The organism is Novosphingobium sp. ZN18A2 (assembly GCF_036784765.1).
Taxonomy (GTDB): domain Bacteria; phylum Pseudomonadota; class Alphaproteobacteria; order Sphingomonadales; family Sphingomonadaceae; genus Novosphingobium.
This window is the reverse complement of the sequence record NZ_CP136651.1, coordinates 3,251,262-3,264,655: the sequence shown is the minus strand read 5'-3', so window position 1 is coordinate 3,264,655 and position 13,394 is coordinate 3,251,262. Positions and strand designations below refer to the sequence as shown.

At 66.7% G+C, this 13,394-nt stretch carries 15 protein-coding genes and 2 tRNA genes; 13 read left to right on the top strand and 4 right to left on the bottom strand.

The window, feature by feature from the left end; genetic code table 11:
* Nucleotides 1–8: 8 nt before the first annotated feature.
* Nucleotides 9–929, bottom strand: coding sequence for a thioredoxin (gene trxA / locus RXV95_RS15625; RefSeq protein WP_338466941.1), 921 nt, complete (start codon nt 927–929; stop codon nt 9–11).
* Nucleotides 930–1,152: 223 nt separating this feature from the next.
* Here trxA and RXV95_RS15620 point away from each other — a divergent pair.
* The 9 genes from RXV95_RS15620 to hypF all read left to right on the top strand — a co-directional run bounded on the left by RXV95_RS15620 (nt 1,153) and on the right by hypF (nt 8,507).
* Nucleotides 1,153–1,227 (top strand) — tRNA-Gly (locus RXV95_RS15620).
* A 159-nt stretch (nt 1,228–1,386) separates the two neighbouring features.
* Nucleotides 1,387–1,548: a hypothetical protein gene (locus RXV95_RS15615; protein WP_338466940.1), complete on the top strand. Its 162-nt coding sequence runs from the start codon at nt 1,387–1,389 to the stop codon at nt 1,546–1,548.
* Nucleotides 1,545–2,528 carry a hypothetical protein gene (locus tag RXV95_RS15610; RefSeq protein ID WP_338466939.1) on the top strand — a complete coding sequence of 328 codons (984 nt, stop codon included), beginning with the start codon at nt 1,545–1,547 and terminating at the stop codon, nt 2,526–2,528. Before RXV95_RS15615 ends, RXV95_RS15610 begins: the two co-directional genes overlap by 4 nt.
* Complete coding sequence (hypA, locus tag RXV95_RS15605; protein WP_338466938.1) at nt 2,528–2,869, top strand: hydrogenase maturation nickel metallochaperone HypA; 342 nt, start codon at nt 2,528–2,530, stop codon at nt 2,867–2,869. Before RXV95_RS15610 ends, hypA begins: the two co-directional genes overlap by 1 nt.
* A complete protein-coding gene (hypB, locus tag RXV95_RS15600; protein WP_338466937.1) occupies nt 2,869–3,744 on the top strand; it encodes a hydrogenase nickel incorporation protein HypB in 876 nt (291 codons plus the stop codon). Before hypA ends, hypB begins: the two co-directional genes overlap by 1 nt.
* 4 nt (nt 3,745–3,748) lie before the next feature.
* Nucleotides 3,749–4,003, top strand: coding sequence for a HypC/HybG/HupF family hydrogenase formation chaperone (locus RXV95_RS15595; protein WP_338466936.1), 255 nt, complete (start codon nt 3,749–3,751; stop codon nt 4,001–4,003).
* Nucleotides 4,000–5,151: a hydrogenase formation protein HypD gene (gene hypD, locus RXV95_RS15590; RefSeq protein WP_338466935.1), complete on the top strand. Its 1,152-nt coding sequence runs from the start codon at nt 4,000–4,002 to the stop codon at nt 5,149–5,151. The genes RXV95_RS15595 and hypD overlap by 4 nt, the downstream gene beginning before the upstream one ends.
* Entirely contained in the window at nt 5,148–6,194 is a 1,047-nt protein-coding gene (gene hypE, locus RXV95_RS15585; RefSeq protein ID WP_338466934.1) for a hydrogenase expression/formation protein HypE, read from the top strand. The genes hypD and hypE overlap by 4 nt, the downstream gene beginning before the upstream one ends.
* A gap of 3 nt (nt 6,195–6,197) precedes the next feature.
* Nucleotides 6,198–8,507 carry a carbamoyltransferase HypF gene (gene hypF / locus RXV95_RS15580; protein WP_338466933.1) on the top strand — a complete coding sequence of 770 codons (2,310 nt, stop codon included), beginning with the start codon at nt 6,198–6,200 and terminating at the stop codon, nt 8,505–8,507.
* Nucleotides 8,508–8,583: 76 nt separating this feature from the next.
* On the opposite strand, the gene RXV95_RS15575 is transcribed toward hypF, so the two are convergent.
* Nucleotides 8,584–8,660: transfer RNA gene (locus RXV95_RS15575), tRNA-Arg, on the bottom strand.
* A 210-nt stretch (nt 8,661–8,870) separates the two neighbouring features.
* Between RXV95_RS15575 and RXV95_RS15570 the strand changes: the two genes are divergently transcribed.
* The 3 genes from RXV95_RS15570 (at nt 8,871) to aqpZ (ending at nt 10,677) form a co-directional block, all read left to right on the top strand.
* Complete coding sequence (locus RXV95_RS15570) at nt 8,871–9,275, top strand: hypothetical protein (protein ID WP_338466932.1); 405 nt, start codon at nt 8,871–8,873, stop codon at nt 9,273–9,275.
* Nucleotides 9,276–9,334: 59 nt separating this feature from the next.
* Nucleotides 9,335–9,826 (top strand): MmcB family DNA repair protein, encoded by a 492-nt coding sequence (locus RXV95_RS15565; protein ID WP_338466931.1) that lies wholly within the window; start codon nt 9,335–9,337, stop codon nt 9,824–9,826.
* A gap of 134 nt (nt 9,827–9,960) precedes the next feature.
* Complete coding sequence (aqpZ, locus tag RXV95_RS15560) at nt 9,961–10,677, top strand: aquaporin Z (protein WP_338466930.1); 717 nt, start codon at nt 9,961–9,963, stop codon at nt 10,675–10,677.
* 33 nt (nt 10,678–10,710) lie between these two features.
* Here aqpZ and RXV95_RS15555 read toward each other — a convergent pair whose 3' ends face one another.
* Together RXV95_RS15555 and RXV95_RS15550 are read right to left on the bottom strand one after the other, a co-directional pair.
* Nucleotides 10,711–11,016, bottom strand: coding sequence for a hypothetical protein (locus RXV95_RS15555; protein ID WP_338466929.1), 306 nt, complete (start codon nt 11,014–11,016; stop codon nt 10,711–10,713).
* A complete protein-coding gene (locus RXV95_RS15550; protein ID WP_338466928.1) occupies nt 11,013–11,348 on the bottom strand; it encodes a YbjQ family protein in 336 nt (111 codons plus the stop codon). Before RXV95_RS15550 ends, RXV95_RS15555 begins: the two co-directional genes overlap by 4 nt.
* Before the next feature lie 222 nt (nt 11,349–11,570).
* On the opposite strand from RXV95_RS15550, the gene RXV95_RS15545 reads away from it, so the two are divergent.
* Nucleotides 11,571–13,055 (top strand): SulP family inorganic anion transporter, encoded by a 1,485-nt coding sequence (locus RXV95_RS15545; protein ID WP_338468587.1) that lies wholly within the window; start codon nt 11,571–11,573, stop codon nt 13,053–13,055.
* Nucleotides 13,056–13,394 lie beyond the last annotated feature (339 nt).

The following is a 13,394-nucleotide window of genomic DNA, read 5'->3' as shown; positions in this document are numbered from 1 at the left end:
GCCAGGCCTCAGCCGAACAGCACCAGCGAGAGCCGCCGCCGCTTGGCCGCAACCCAGGGGTCTTCAAGCCCGACCGCTTCGAATATCTGCAACAGGCGGGCCTTTGCCGCGCCTTCGTTCCATTCGCGGTCGGTTTCGATCATCTTCAGCAGCAGGTCGACCGCGCCATCGCGGTCGCCGCTGGCATAGAGTCCGTTGGCAAGCGCCAGTTGCGCGTCCATATCCGCCGGATCGGCGGCCGCCGCGCTTTTCAGCGCGTCAAGCTCTCCGGTGTCGGGCGCGTCCTCCGCCAGTGCGAGCGCGGATTTCGCCTGGTCGAGCGCGGGATCGGCGGCGATCTTCGGGTCGAGCGCGTCGAGCGCGGCCTGCGCCTGTTCGCGGTGCCCGGCCGCCGTCAACGCGCGGATCAGCCCGGCGTGGGCTTCCGCGTTGTCGGGCGCCATCTCGGCGATCTGGGCGAACACGCCCGCCGCGCGTTCGGCATCGCCGCCCGCCAGCACTTCCTCGCCCATCGCCACCAGCGCGCCGATGTCCTGCTTTTCCTCGCCGTTCGCCGCGCCGCCTGGCTCGACCGGAAGCTGCTTCAGGATCTGGTCGATCGCCTGCTTCAGCTGCGATTCGCTGCGGGCGGACGTCAGGTCGGCCACCGGCTGGCCCTGGAACATCGCATAGACCGTGGGGATGGAACGCACCTGGAACTGGGCGGCGATGAACTGTTCCTCGTCAACGTTCACCTTGGCCAGCACCACGCCCTTGTCGGCATATTCGGCCGCGACTTTTTCCAGCACCGGGGTCAGCGCCTTGCACGGTCCGCACCATTCGGCCCAGAAGTCCAGGATGACGAGGTTGTTCATCGACGGTTCGACCACCGTCTTGCGGAACCGGTCCACTGCTTTTTGTTCGTCGATGCTCAGGCCAGCGCTCGCCAAGGTCGATTCTCCGCGTGTGTCGGGTTGGAAGGAATGGCTTTCAGGCGACACAATGTGGGAACCGCATGGCGAACGGCAAGGGGTTTATGCCCTTTGACGCAGGGACGCCCCCTCTGCTGCGCGCAAAGGGAAATTTCCTGCTTGCGGGGTCACGGACCCCATGCTAACGGCGCGCCTCACCCCGGATCGGAGGGCTTCGAAGCCCCGGTCCCGAAACGCACGAGCGGGCGTAGCTCAGGGGTAGAGCACAACCTTGCCAAGGTTGGGGTCGAGGGTTCGAATCCCTTCGCCCGCTCCAGTTTTTCCCATAGTTTGATCGCTGTCTGCGTTTTGGGCGCCCTTGCCAGCGAGCGGGTTCCGGCCCGTTGCCAACAGCATTCGGAAGTCGCTTCGCGGTGCCGCTCAGCCGGCTGCGATGCGCGACACTTGATACGTGCGCTATCGCAATTCTCGGGATATGCTGTTTGGCAGCGCGATCGAGGGTGGCCAGATTCCCGAAACCGCGCCAGCCGTGCCCGGAGACTTGCCGGTGATCATGCCTTCGCTTGCCGACTGCGCCCATTTTTTCGCCTCCAGCCGTTTCGCGGGTGGCTCGCAGAGCCAGGACGCCGCGCGATGAGCGGGCTTCCCGGCCTTGTGGTGCGCGTGTCCGATGCGGAACCGGCGCTGACGGTCGATTATCAGGGAACGGGCCGCGTGGCGCGCATCCTTGCCGGGCGGGATGTGCAAGAGGTGGTGCCGCTGCTCGGCCGCGTTTTCGCGATCTGCCCGGCGGCGCAGCAACTTGCGGCGATGCTGGCGCTTTCAGCCGCCGCCGGTCAGCCGGTCGATGCGGATGAACACGCGGCCTTGCGCGATGCGGCCATGGCCGAAACCGTGCGGGAACACGCCTTGCGGGTGTTTCTTGGCTGGACGGCGGCTCTGGGCGAAGCGCCTGACCGGGACGCGGCGATGGAGGTGAACCGCGCCACGCGCTCTGGCGGGGCGGACCGCGCACTGGCACTGATCGAGGAGCGGGTGTTCGGGTGCCCTGCCGATGAATGGCTGGCGCGCGAAAGTCTGCCGCAATGGGCCGCGCGCGGCCAGACCGTTGCGGCCCGGCATATGCTCCGCGCGCTTGGGCAGGACCACTTGCCGCAAGCGGACGGGCCATTGCTCGAAACGCTGGTGCATCGCCATTCCGCCGCGCCCGCATTGGCAGACGTGCGCTCGGGCAGCGTCGCGTCGTTCCACGCCGCGCGGCTGGCGGACCTTGCCGCCGTGGTGAAGGCCATGAGAAGCGGAGACACCCGAACGCCCGCTGTCGCGCAGCGACCGGCCGACGGCGGCGCGCAGGTAACGGTGGAATGCGCGCGCGGTGCGCTGACCCACCGGGCGCGCGCAGAACACGGCCGCGTGTCGGACTATGCGATCCTTTCGCCCACCGATACCGCGCTTGCGCAAGGCGGCTTTGTGCGGCCATGGTTGGCCGGACTGGCGACTCTTCCCGCGGGTGACCGCGCGGATGCGGCGCGCGAAATCGTCGCCGCGGTCGATCCGTGCACGCATTGGCGCGTGGAGGCGGGGCGCGTGGAGGCGGGGCGCGAGGAGGTGGGCTGATGCACGAACTGGCGCTGTGCGAATCCATCCGCTCCATCATCGAGGATCAGGCGCGTGCGCGGAACTTCGCGCGGGTTGAGCGTGTGGCGCTGGAAGTCGGCGCGTTTTCGGGCGTGGAAATAGAAGCGCTGCGCTTCGGTTTCGACGTGGCGATGAACGGTTCGGTTGCGCAGGGCGCCACGCTGGAAATCGTGGAATTGCCGGGCGAGGGGTGGTGCATGCCCTGCGCGCGTGCGGTTCGGCTTGCGCAGCGTTATGATGCCTGTCCGCATTGCGGCGGATACCAGGTGCAGGTGACCGGCGGGGAAGACCTGAAGATACGCGAACTGGAGGTGTGCTGATGTGCAACGTATGCGGATGCGGCGAAGGCGAAACCCGGATCGAAGGGCAGGGCCATCACCACTATCATCATCATCACGATCATGGTCACGATCATCATGACCACGATCATCACCACCACCACGGCGATCATGGTGATCTGCACTATGGCGAAGGCCCGGCGGGAACGTCCGTGCCGGGGATGAGCCAGTCGCGCCTGATCCGGCTTGAAGCCGATATCCTTGGCAAGAACAACGCCTATGCCGCCGCCAATCGCAAGCTGTTTGCCGACAAGGGCATGTTCGTCCTCAACCTCGTCTCCTCGCCCGGTTCGGGAAAGACGAGCCTGCTGGTCAGGACGCTTGAAAAGCTGAAAGGCGAACTGCCGCTGGCGGTGATCGAGGGCGATCAGCAGACCAGCAACGATGCCGATCGCATCCGCGAAACCGGCGTTCCGGCGGTGCAGGTCAACACCGGCAAGGGCTGCCACCTTGACGCGCACATGATCGGCCACGCGCTTGAACCGCTGGCGCCGCAGGATGGCTCTGTTCTGTTGATAGAAAACGTTGGCAACCTTGTCTGCCCGGCCGGTTTCGATCTGGGCGAAGCGCACAAGGTGGCGATTCTTTCGGTGACCGAGGGAGAGGACAAGCCGCTCAAATACCCGGATATGTTCGCCGCGTCTGACCTTGTGCTGCTCAACAAGGTGGACCTGCTGCCGCACCTCGATTTCGATATCGACCTTGCCGAAGCCAACGTGCGCCGCGTGAACCCGAAGGCGCGCACCTTGCGCGTTTCGGCACGCAGCGGCGAAGGGATGGAGGCGTGGATCGCCTGGATAAAGGGCGGCGCGATGATGGCGGGTGCGACATTACCGCCCGCCGCCGGACAGGAGTAGCGCCATGTGCCTTGCCATCCCCGCGCTGGTTACGGACCTGAGTGATGACGGCATGGCCGTCGTTTCGCTTGGCGGCGTGACCAAGACGATATCCGTCGCACTGCTCGATGAGGTTTCGGCTGGCGACTATGTGCTGGTCCACGTCGGCTATGCCTTGCACAAGGTCAGCGAAGAAGAAGCGCAGCGCACGCTGGCGCTGATGGCCGAAGGCGGGCTGCTCGACAGCGAACTGGCCGAAATCGGGGAGGCCGCGTCATGAAATACGTTGACGAATTTCGCGACCGCGCGCTGGCCGAAAAGCTGTCTGCCGCGATCCATGCAGAGGCCGATCCGGCGCGCGACTATAATTTCATGGAGTTCTGCGGCGGGCACACTCATGCGATCTTTCGCTATGGCGTGCAGGATCTTGTTCCCGCCAACGTCCACTTCATCCACGGCCCCGGCTGCCCGGTCTGCATCCTGCCCATCCGCCGGCTGGACGATGCGATAGAACTGGCCGAAATGCCCGGCGCGATCCTGTGTTCCTATGGCGACATGCTGCGCGTGCCCGGATCGAAGCGCCGATCGCTGATGAGCGCGAAGGCCGATGGCGCGGACGTGCGGATGGTCTATTCCACGCTGGACGCGCTGGCCATCGCGCGCGCCAATCCGGACCGGCAGGTGGTGTTTCTGGGCATAGGGTTTGAAACCACCACGCCGCCCTCAGCGTTGGCGATCCGCCAGGCGGCGGACGAGGGGCTGGAGAACTTCTCTGTATTCTGCAACCACGTGCTCACCCCGGCGGCGATCCGCCACATCCTCGACGCGCCGGAGATCGATCCTGAACAGGCGGTGCGGCTCGACGGGTTTCTGGGACCAAGCCACGTTTCGACCGTGATCGGATCGAAGCCTTATGAATTTCTGGCCGAGAAATATGCAAAGCCGGTGGTGATCGCCGGGTTTGAGCCGCTTGACGTGATGCAGTCGGTGCTGATGCTGATCCGTCAGGTGAATGACGGCCGCGTGGCGGTGGAGAACCAGTACACCCGCGTCGTCACCCGCGAAGGCAATGCGAAAGCGCAGGAACTGGTGGACGACGTGTTCGAACTGCGCCCCACGTTCGAATGGCGCGGGCTGGGCTGGATGGCGGACAGCGCGCTGGCGATCCGCGACAAATATGCGCGCTTCGATGCGGAAAAGCGTTTCCCGATCAGCGAGAAGACCGCGCGCGAAGTGAAGTCCTGCGAATGTCCGGCAATCCTGCGCGGGGTGAAAAAGCCAAAGGACTGCAAGCTGTTCGGCAAAGTCTGCACGCCCGAAAACCCTATGGGCAGCTGCATGGTCAGCTCAGAAGGGGCCTGTGCAGCCTACTGGACCTATCGCCGGGCCGAAACGCTGGCCGAAATGGCGCTGGAGGCGGCTGAATGACCGCGCTTGAACCCCTCGGCAAGGCTCGCTTCCGCGCGGACGAGCGCGTGACGATGAGCCACGGCGGCGGCGCGCGCGCGATGGCGGACCTGATCCGCAAGGTCTTCGCGCACCATTTCGCCAACCCGCTGCTGGACCAGCACCACGATGTCGCGCGGCTGGATCGGCCAGAGGGGCGTATCGTGGTGTCCACCGACGGGCATGTTATCTCGCCGCTGTTCTTCCCCGGCGGAGACATCGGCAGTCTGGCGGTGCACGGCACGCTGAATGACGTGGCGATGGGCGGTGCGCGGCCCGTCGCGCTGACCGCCGGTTTCATTATCGAGGAAGGCTTTCCGCTTGCCGATCTTGACCGTATCGCCGCGTCTATGGGCGAAGCGGCCAGGAAGGCGGGCGTTCCCATCGCCACGGGCGATACCAAGGTGGTGGAGCGCGGCAAGGGAGACGGCGTGTTCATCACCACCACCGGCATCGGTGTGGTGCCAGACGGTGTGGAGATTTCGCCCGAGCGGATCGCGCCGGGGCAGGCGATTCTGCTGTCCGGCCCGATCGGCGATCATGGCGTGGCGATCCTTTCGGCGCGGCAGGGGCTGGAATTCGGCACCTCCATCGTGTCGGACAGCGCGGCGCTGCACCGCATGGCGGCAGACATGATCGCCGCCGCGCCGGACATTGCGCTGCTGCGCGATCCCACGCGCGGCGGGCTATCGGCCACGCTGAACGAACTGGTCGAAGGCACGCGCCACGGCATGCTGATAGACGAACGCGCGATCCCGGTGCGGCCCGAAGTCGCCTCGGCCTGCGAACTGCTCGGCCTTGATCCGCTGCACATCGCCAACGAAGGCAAGCTGGTGTGCATCTGCGATGCCGTCGATGCGGACCGGGTGCTGGCCGCCATGCACGCGCACCCCGAAGGCGCGGGCGCGGCGTTGATCGGCCACGTTACCGCAGAGCAGCCCGGCTTCGTGCGGATGACCACCCGGATCGGCGGAATGCGCGTGGTCGATTGGCTTTCGGGCGAACAGCTTCCCCGGATATGCTGACGGATGGCTACGGAGGCTGAGACCAGCCTTTCGATCCGCGTGCGCGGGCAGGTTCAGGGCGTGGGCTATCGTCCCTTCGTGTGGCAACTCGCGCGGCGGCTGGGGCTGCGGGGAGAGGTTTCGAACGATGCCGAAGGGGTGATCGTTCATGCCGCCGGACCGGATCGTGCGCTTGCCGATTTCGTGCGCGCGCTGGCGGATGAAGCGCCGCCGCTTGCCCATGTCGCCAGCGTTGAGCCTTCGCCGGGCGCTCCCGTCGCGCGCACGGATTTCGTGATCGGGGAGAGCCACGGCGGAAACGCGCGCACCGGCATCACCGCCGATGCCGCGACGTGCCCCGCCTGCCTTGCCGAAATCCGCGACCCGGCAGAACGCCGCCACGGCTATGCCTTCACCAACTGCACGCATTGCGGCCCGCGCCTGACCATCGTGGAGGCGGTGCCCTATGATCGCGCGAACACGTCGATGAAGGCGTTCCCCATGTGCAGGGCTTGCGCCGCGGAATACCGCGATCCGGCGGACCGGCGCTTTCACGCCCAGCCCATCGCCTGCCCCGAATGCGGCCCCCGCCTGTGGCTTGAAGGAGAGGGGAACGCCGCCGCCGATCCGCTGATGGAAGCCGCGCGGCTGCTGAAGGCCGGGCGGATCGTTGCGATAAAGGGGCTGGGCGGGTTTCACCTTGCCTGCCTTGCCCGCGATGGCAGCGCCGTTGCCGAACTGCGCCGCCGCAAGGCGCGCGACGCGAAGCCGCTGGCGCTGATGGTCGCGTCCGTAGAGCAGGCGCGGGCGATCTGCGATGTGAGCGACGAAGCCGCCGCGCTGATGTCGTCCAGCGCGGCGCCGATCGTGCTGTTGCCGCGCCGCGACAAGGCGTTGCCCGATGCGCTGGCGCCCGGTCAGGATCATCTGGGCGTGATGCTGGCCTATACCCCGCTCCACCATCTGCTGATGCAGGCGGTGGGGCAGCCACTGGTGATGACATCGGGCAACCGCAGCGACGAGCCGCAGGCGATTGCCAATGCCGAAGCGCGCGAGCGGTTGGCGGACCTTGCCGATGCGTGGCTGATGCATGATCGCGAGATCGTGAACCGCGTGGACGATAGCGTGGTCGCACTCGACGCGCGCGGGCCGATCGTGCTGCGCCGCGCGCGCGGCATCGCGCCCGATCCGGTCATGCTGCCTGATGGGCTGGCAAGCGACGTGCCGGTGCTGGCGATGGGCGGCGAGTTGAAAGCCACCTTCTGCCTGCTGCGCGGGCGCGAAGCGGTGCTGTCCCAGCATATCGGCGATCTGGAAGACGCGGCGGCGCTTGCCGACTATCGCCGGATGCTGGACCTGTTCGCCCGCCTTTATGACTTCACACCGGGCCTGATCGCGGTGGACGCGCATCCGGACTACCTCTCAACCCAGCTCGGGCGGCGCATGGCGGACGAGCTGGGCGTGCCGGTTATCGCTGTGGCGCACCACCACGCGCATATGGCGGCGTGCTTGGCGGAGCATGGTGTCGCGCCCGGTCGTGAAGCTCTGGCAATCGTGTGCGACGGGCTGGGGTTGGGCGCCGACGGCACGCTATGGGGCGGGGAGGTGCTGCGCGGCGGTTATGTCTCGGCTGAGCGTATTGCCGCGGTTCCGGCGGTGGCGCTTCCGGGCGGCGCACAGGCGATGAAGCAGCCGTGGCGCAACCTCGTCGCGCACCTCTTGCACGCATTCGGGCCGGACTGGCGTGCCAAGGTTGCGCCGCTAACCGCGCACCTGCCCGAGGATTCCAGCGTGCGCGTGATCGAACAGGCCATTGCCAAGAGACTCAACAGCCCGCCCTGTTCCTCCGCCGGGCGCCTGTTCGATGCGGTCGCGGCCGCACTTGGCGTGCATCCGCTGGCCATCGGATACGAAGGGCACGCGGCAATGACGCTGGAATCGCTCGCGCGCCCTCACATGGATCGATGCGAAGGCTATGCGCTCGACCGGCCGGAGCCGGGCGATCCGTCACGCGCGCGATTGGCGGGGCTATGGCACGCAATTGCCGCGGACCTTGCCGCCCGAACCGCACCGGGCGTGATCGCCGCGCGGTTCCACCATGCCTTCGCGGATACAATGGTCGCGCTGCTTATGTCAGGCGGCCCGCCCGCGCCCGCCACCCCCGTCGCGCTTTCCGGCGGTACGTTCCAGAACCGGCTGATACGCGAGGGCGTGTCGGCGCGGCTGGAGGCGCTGGGCCTCGTCCCGCTCGTCCACCACACGCTGCCGGCGGGCGACGGCGGACTATCCCTCGGCCAGGCCGCAGCCGCCGCGGCAGGCTGCCGCACCGCGTAACCGATCCCCGCGCGAGGCGACCATGCCGTGACAAGCGGCGCCTCTTCGGAAGAGACGGTCCATCACATGGAAAAGCTGGCGCACCCGACAGGATTCGAACCTGTGGCCTCTGCCTTCGGAGGGCAGCGCTCTATCCAGCTGAGCTACGGGTGCGTGGGCATGGGCACCTAGCAGCGTGTGCGCGGGCTTGCCAGTGGTTTTGGTGCCGGTGGGCGGATAAATCCGCACTGCAGCGTTGAAGGTGCCGTGTCCGGTGTAAATCGCCCGGGCGCGTCATGGGGCTGTGGGGAATGCGGCGCGTCATGCTTTCCCTATTCGGGCATTAGCGATTTGGTAGGCGCATTCGTGGCACGAGTCGCTGTTATGGCAAGCAATCCCGAAGCCCGCGGCACCGTTCCGCCGGAGGCCGGCCGTCCCGATTTCGGCCATTCGGCCGCAACCGCGTTGAGCGCGAAGTGGTCTGCGCTGCAGGACGCCGGCGATATCGTTTGCAGGCTTGCCGGGCTTTCACCGGACGCGCGCCAGCCTGCCGTGTGCGATTTTCCCGACATGATGAAGGACGCGGGCGACTGGCGCCGCGAGATCGCGCGGCGCGGGGTGGACGATCTGGTGGCGATCATGGAGCCGGGCCTTTCGGCACTTATGGCGGTGCGCGCGCGCGGCGCCGATCCGGCGCCGGCCGCGTTGGCGCTGTGGCATGAATTTATCGCCGCGCGGACTGCGCTGCTTGCACTTGCCCCACCGCCCGGAGCCGGGCGCGACGCCTGATCGTCCCGCAGGCAAGGCGGGCCTTGCCATGTTCCCGTTACGTTCCTATCATGGCCGTCATGGCCGATTCTGCCGCTTCCCTCTCGAATGCCGACCTTGCGACGGCGCAGGACGTTGCCCGCGGCATAAGTCGCCTGTTCGCGCGCAACGATATCTGGTGCATCGGTGAAATGCCGCTGCGATCGGGCAGGCGGGCGGACCTTATGGGCATCGATGCCAAGGGGCGGCTGGTGATCGTGGAGATCAAGGTCGCCAAGGCAGACCTGCTGGGCGATGCAAAATGGCCCGATTACCTTGACCATTGCGACCGGTTCTTCTGGGGGCTAGCCCCGCATCTTGATCGTGCCTGCATGGAGACCGAAACGTTCCGACCCGACATGTGCGGGTTGATCGTTGCCGATGGCTATGATGCGGAAATCGTGCGTCCCGCGCCCACGCTTCCGCTTGCGGCGGCGCGGCGCAAGGCAGAGACGGAGCGGCTGGCACGCGCCGCGCTGCGCCGTCACGTGGTCGGCCTCGATCCCGATTGTTCGCGCTGGGGCGGGGCGTAGGCTGGCGGGAGGGAAGCGGTCTTTGCCGCCCGTCACGAACGGATACGGCCCGAACGGAGCATTTCCGCGTTGGTGAAAATCGCGGACCGGGCCTAAGCTGCTTCTCTCATGTTCCTTTGGGAGAGGGGGAAGCAATGACGCGTAAACTGGCGGCCGAATTCTTCGGCACGTTCTGGCTGGTGTTCGGCGGATGCGGCTCGGCCGTTCTTGCCGCGGCCTTTCCGGACCTGGGTATCGGCTTTGCGGGTGTGGCGCTGGCCTTCGGCCTTACCGTGCTGACCATGGTCTATGCCGTGGGCAACATTTCCGGCGGGCATTTCAATCCGGCGGTTTCACTGGGCCTTGCCGTTGGCGGGCGTTTTGCGTGGAAGGATCTTCTTCCCTACTGGGTCGCGCAAGTCCTGGCCGCGATCGTCGCGGCCGTTGCGCTTTATGCGATCGCATCGGGCAAGCCGGGATTCGAGGCAGGCGGCTTTGCCTCGAACGGATATGGCGACCTGTCGCCGGGCGGTTATTCGTTGCAGGCCGCGTTCCTGTGCGAAGTGATCATGACGGCGGGCTTCCTGGTGGTGATCATGGGCGCGACGTCGCGCCATGCGCCTGCGGGCTTTGCGGGAATCGCGATCGGCCTTGCGTTGACGCTGATCCACCTCGTCTCGATCCCCGTCACCAACACCTCGGTCAATCCCGCGCGCTCCACCGGTGTGGCGCTGTTCGCGGCGACCGATGCGCTGGGCCAGCTCTGGCTGTTCTGGCTCGCCCCGCTGATCGGCGGCGCGCTGGGCGCGGCGATCTGGCGGTACCTGATCGATCCGGGTACCACGGCGGCCGATCCGGGCGAGGGCGACTGACGGCGCACCCCGCGTAACTTCCGCGCCGCCCGGTCAGCGGCGCGGATCGTGGTCCAGCGGCCGGTAGCGGCGCGCGCCGGTTACGGGATCGAACCACACTTCCACCGGCTTTCCGGTTTCGCTGTCGATCTCGCGCTCGCCGGTGCGCTGCCAGCGGTCGGGCGGCACGTCCTGCGCGGCCCCGCCGGTGCGATAGCGGCCTTCCAGCACCACGCTGGCGAAGAGCACCAGCCCGATGCCGATCAGCACCAGCCCGCCGCCGCCGTTCAGCATCGCCATGCCGGCCAGCACCAGCAGCGCGCAAAGCGCATAGATCGCGAAGCGCGCGTTGGCGCTCATCGCCCGGCCTCCGCAGACCGGGCGAGACGCACGGCGGTTCCATAGGCGACGACCTCGTTCATCGTCTGGCCGAGAGAGCCGGAATCGAAGCGCATCATCATCACCGCGTCGGCGCCCATCAGGCGCGCGTTCGAAACCATGCGGTCTATCGCATGGCGGCGCGTGTCTTCCACCAGCGAGGTATATTCCTTGATCTCTCCGCCGATGATGGAGCGCAGGCCGGCCACGATATTGCCGCCCAGCCCGCGGCTGCGCACGACCACGCCGAAGCACTGGCCCAGCACTTCGGCCACCTGGTGGTCCGGCAGGTTTTCGGTCGTGGTCACGATCATGCATTGGTCCTTTCCGTTTTGCCGCACCCTATGCGCGAACGGCCGCGGCGCAAAGACGCGGGGTTGCAACATCCGCTGCGGACCCATATGGGGCGCCTGCCCGACAATTTGTGCGGCGCAGCAATCCGAAACGACAAGATCACCGCGGCACGACGCGCGAACGATCACCGGCAGCCCGACGCATGGCCGCCGCAAGGGGAAATCCGCATGGCCGACGTCCACATGTCCTTCGCTTCCGCGATAAAGCGCGACTGGTTGACCAATCCGGGGCGAGAGGCGCTTTCGGGCCTGGTCGTCGCGCTGGCGCTGATCCCGGAGGCGATCGGCTTTTCGATCATCGCGGGGGTCGATCCGGCGGTGGGGCTTTATGCCAGCTTTTCCATCGCCTGCATCATCGCGATCACCGGCGGGCGGCCGGGGATGATTTCGGCGGCGACGGCGGCCGTGGCGGTGCTGGTCGGCCCGCTGGTGCGCGCGCATGGCGTGGAATACCTGTTCGCCGCGACGATCCTGATGGGCATTTTCCAGGCGATTGCCGGATTCGTGCGGCTGGACCTGCTGATGCGCTTCGTCTCGCGCTCGGTCATCACAGGCTTCGTCAACGCGCTGGCGATCCTGATCTTCATGGCGCAGCTGCCGCAGCTTACCGGCGTGGGGTGGGAGACATATGCGCTGGTGCTGGCGGGGCTTGCCATCATCTACCTGTTCCCGCGCCTCACCACCGCGCTGCCCGCGCCGCTGGTTTCGATCGTCATCCTTTCGGCCTTCACCATGCTGACGGGCACGCACGTGAACACCGTGGGCGACATGGGCCAGCTGCCCAGCGCGCTGCCCACGTTCCATATCCCGCACGTGCCGCTGACCTTTCAGACGCTGACGATCATCGCGCCCTATTCGGCGGCCATGGCGGCGGTGGGACTGCTCGAATCCATGATGACGGCCAGCATCGTCGACGACATGACCGAAACCCGCTCCGACAAGCAGCGTGAATGCGTGGGGCAGGGCATCGCCAATTTCTGCACCGGCTTCATCGGCGCGATGGGCGGCTGCGCGATGATCGGGCAGTCGGTGATCAACATCAAGTCCGGCGGGCGGCGGCGCTTGTCCACGATGGTGGCGGGCGTGATGCTGCTGGTGCTGATGGTGGTGCTCGGCCCGCTGGTCAGCCGCGTGCCGATGCCCGCGCTGGTGGCGGTGATGGTGTTCGTGTCGATCAGCACCTTCCGCTGGCGCTCGTTCATGGAACTGCGCCACCACCCGCTGCCGTCCACCGTGGTCATGCTGGTGACGGTGGTGATCGTGGTGTGGACGCACGATCTTTCCAAGGGCGTGATCGCGGGCGTGCTGCTGAGCGGCATCTTCTTCGCCGCCAAGGTGCGCAACCTCGTCACCATCGAAATGTCGCTGTCGGACGACGGGCGTGAGCGGCGCTACACGATCGCCGGGCAGATATTCTTCGGCTCGACCGACCGGATCATGGAGAGCGCCATTTTCCGCGAGGACGTGGACCGCGTGACGATCGACGTCAGCCACGCGCATTTCTGGGACATTTCGGCCACCGGCGTGCTCGACAAGATCGTGCTGCGCCTGCGCGCCGAGGGCAAGGACGTGGAGGTCATCGGTCTCAACGAAGCAAGCGCGACGCTGGTCGAGAAATACGGCGAACACGACAAGCCCTTCGCCTCGCTGGGCGTGGTGGGGCATTGAGGGCGGCGAGCATTGCCCACCCCGCTGCGACTAGCACCGCCTGCGGCGGCGCAAGTCTCGCTCCCCTCCCGCAAGCGGGAGGGGTTGGGGGTGGGCCAAGTGCAACTTTCGCAATGCAGTCGTTTCCGGACGGTCCGCTCCTGGTCATATCTCAGACAATGCCCCCATCCACCCAGACCGCTTCAGCACACCTGCGCGCAATTTCCTTGCTTTTTCGCGCAACAACCCCTACCTGCGCCGCCAGCGCGACCGGCGGGCTTGCCCGTCGTCCCGGTGCTGGCGTGAGGTCCGCCGATTGAGGCGAGACCCGCCCGGGGTTCACGGTGCGGCGCTTCACAA

Bases quoted from the DNA above. Each gene is read 5' to 3' on its own strand.
- RXV95_RS15615 (WP_338466940.1), top strand. From the start codon at position 1,387: ATGCTGTTTGGCAGCGCGATCGAGGGTGGCCAGATTCCCGAAACCGCG.
- RXV95_RS15610 (WP_338466939.1), top strand. From the start codon at position 1,545: ATGAGCGGGCTTCCCGGCCTTGTGGTGCGCGTGTCCGATGCGGAACCG.
- hypA (WP_338466938.1), top strand. From the start codon at position 2,528: ATGCACGAACTGGCGCTGTGCGAATCCATCCGCTCCATCATCGAGGAT.
- hypB (WP_338466937.1), top strand. From the start codon at position 2,869: ATGTGCAACGTATGCGGATGCGGCGAAGGCGAAACCCGGATCGAAGGG.
- RXV95_RS15595 (WP_338466936.1), top strand. From the start codon at position 3,749: ATGTGCCTTGCCATCCCCGCGCTGGTTACGGACCTGAGTGATGACGGC.
- hypD (WP_338466935.1), top strand. From the start codon at position 4,000: ATGAAATACGTTGACGAATTTCGCGACCGCGCGCTGGCCGAAAAGCTG.
- hypE (WP_338466934.1), top strand. From the start codon at position 5,148: ATGACCGCGCTTGAACCCCTCGGCAAGGCTCGCTTCCGCGCGGACGAG.
- hypF (WP_338466933.1), top strand. From the start codon at position 6,198: ATGGCTACGGAGGCTGAGACCAGCCTTTCGATCCGCGTGCGCGGGCAG.
- RXV95_RS15570 (WP_338466932.1), top strand. From the start codon at position 8,871: ATGGCAAGCAATCCCGAAGCCCGCGGCACCGTTCCGCCGGAGGCCGGC.
- RXV95_RS15565 (WP_338466931.1), top strand. From the start codon at position 9,335: ATGGCCGATTCTGCCGCTTCCCTCTCGAATGCCGACCTTGCGACGGCG.
- aqpZ (WP_338466930.1), top strand. From the start codon at position 9,961: ATGACGCGTAAACTGGCGGCCGAATTCTTCGGCACGTTCTGGCTGGTG.
- RXV95_RS15555 (WP_338466929.1), bottom strand. From the start codon at position 11,016: ATGAGCGCCAACGCGCGCTTCGCGATCTATGCGCTTTGCGCGCTGCTG.
- RXV95_RS15550 (WP_338466928.1), bottom strand. From the start codon at position 11,348: ATGATCGTGACCACGACCGAAAACCTGCCGGACCACCAGGTGGCCGAA.
- RXV95_RS15545 (WP_338468587.1), top strand. From the start codon at position 11,571: ATGTCCTTCGCTTCCGCGATAAAGCGCGACTGGTTGACCAATCCGGGG.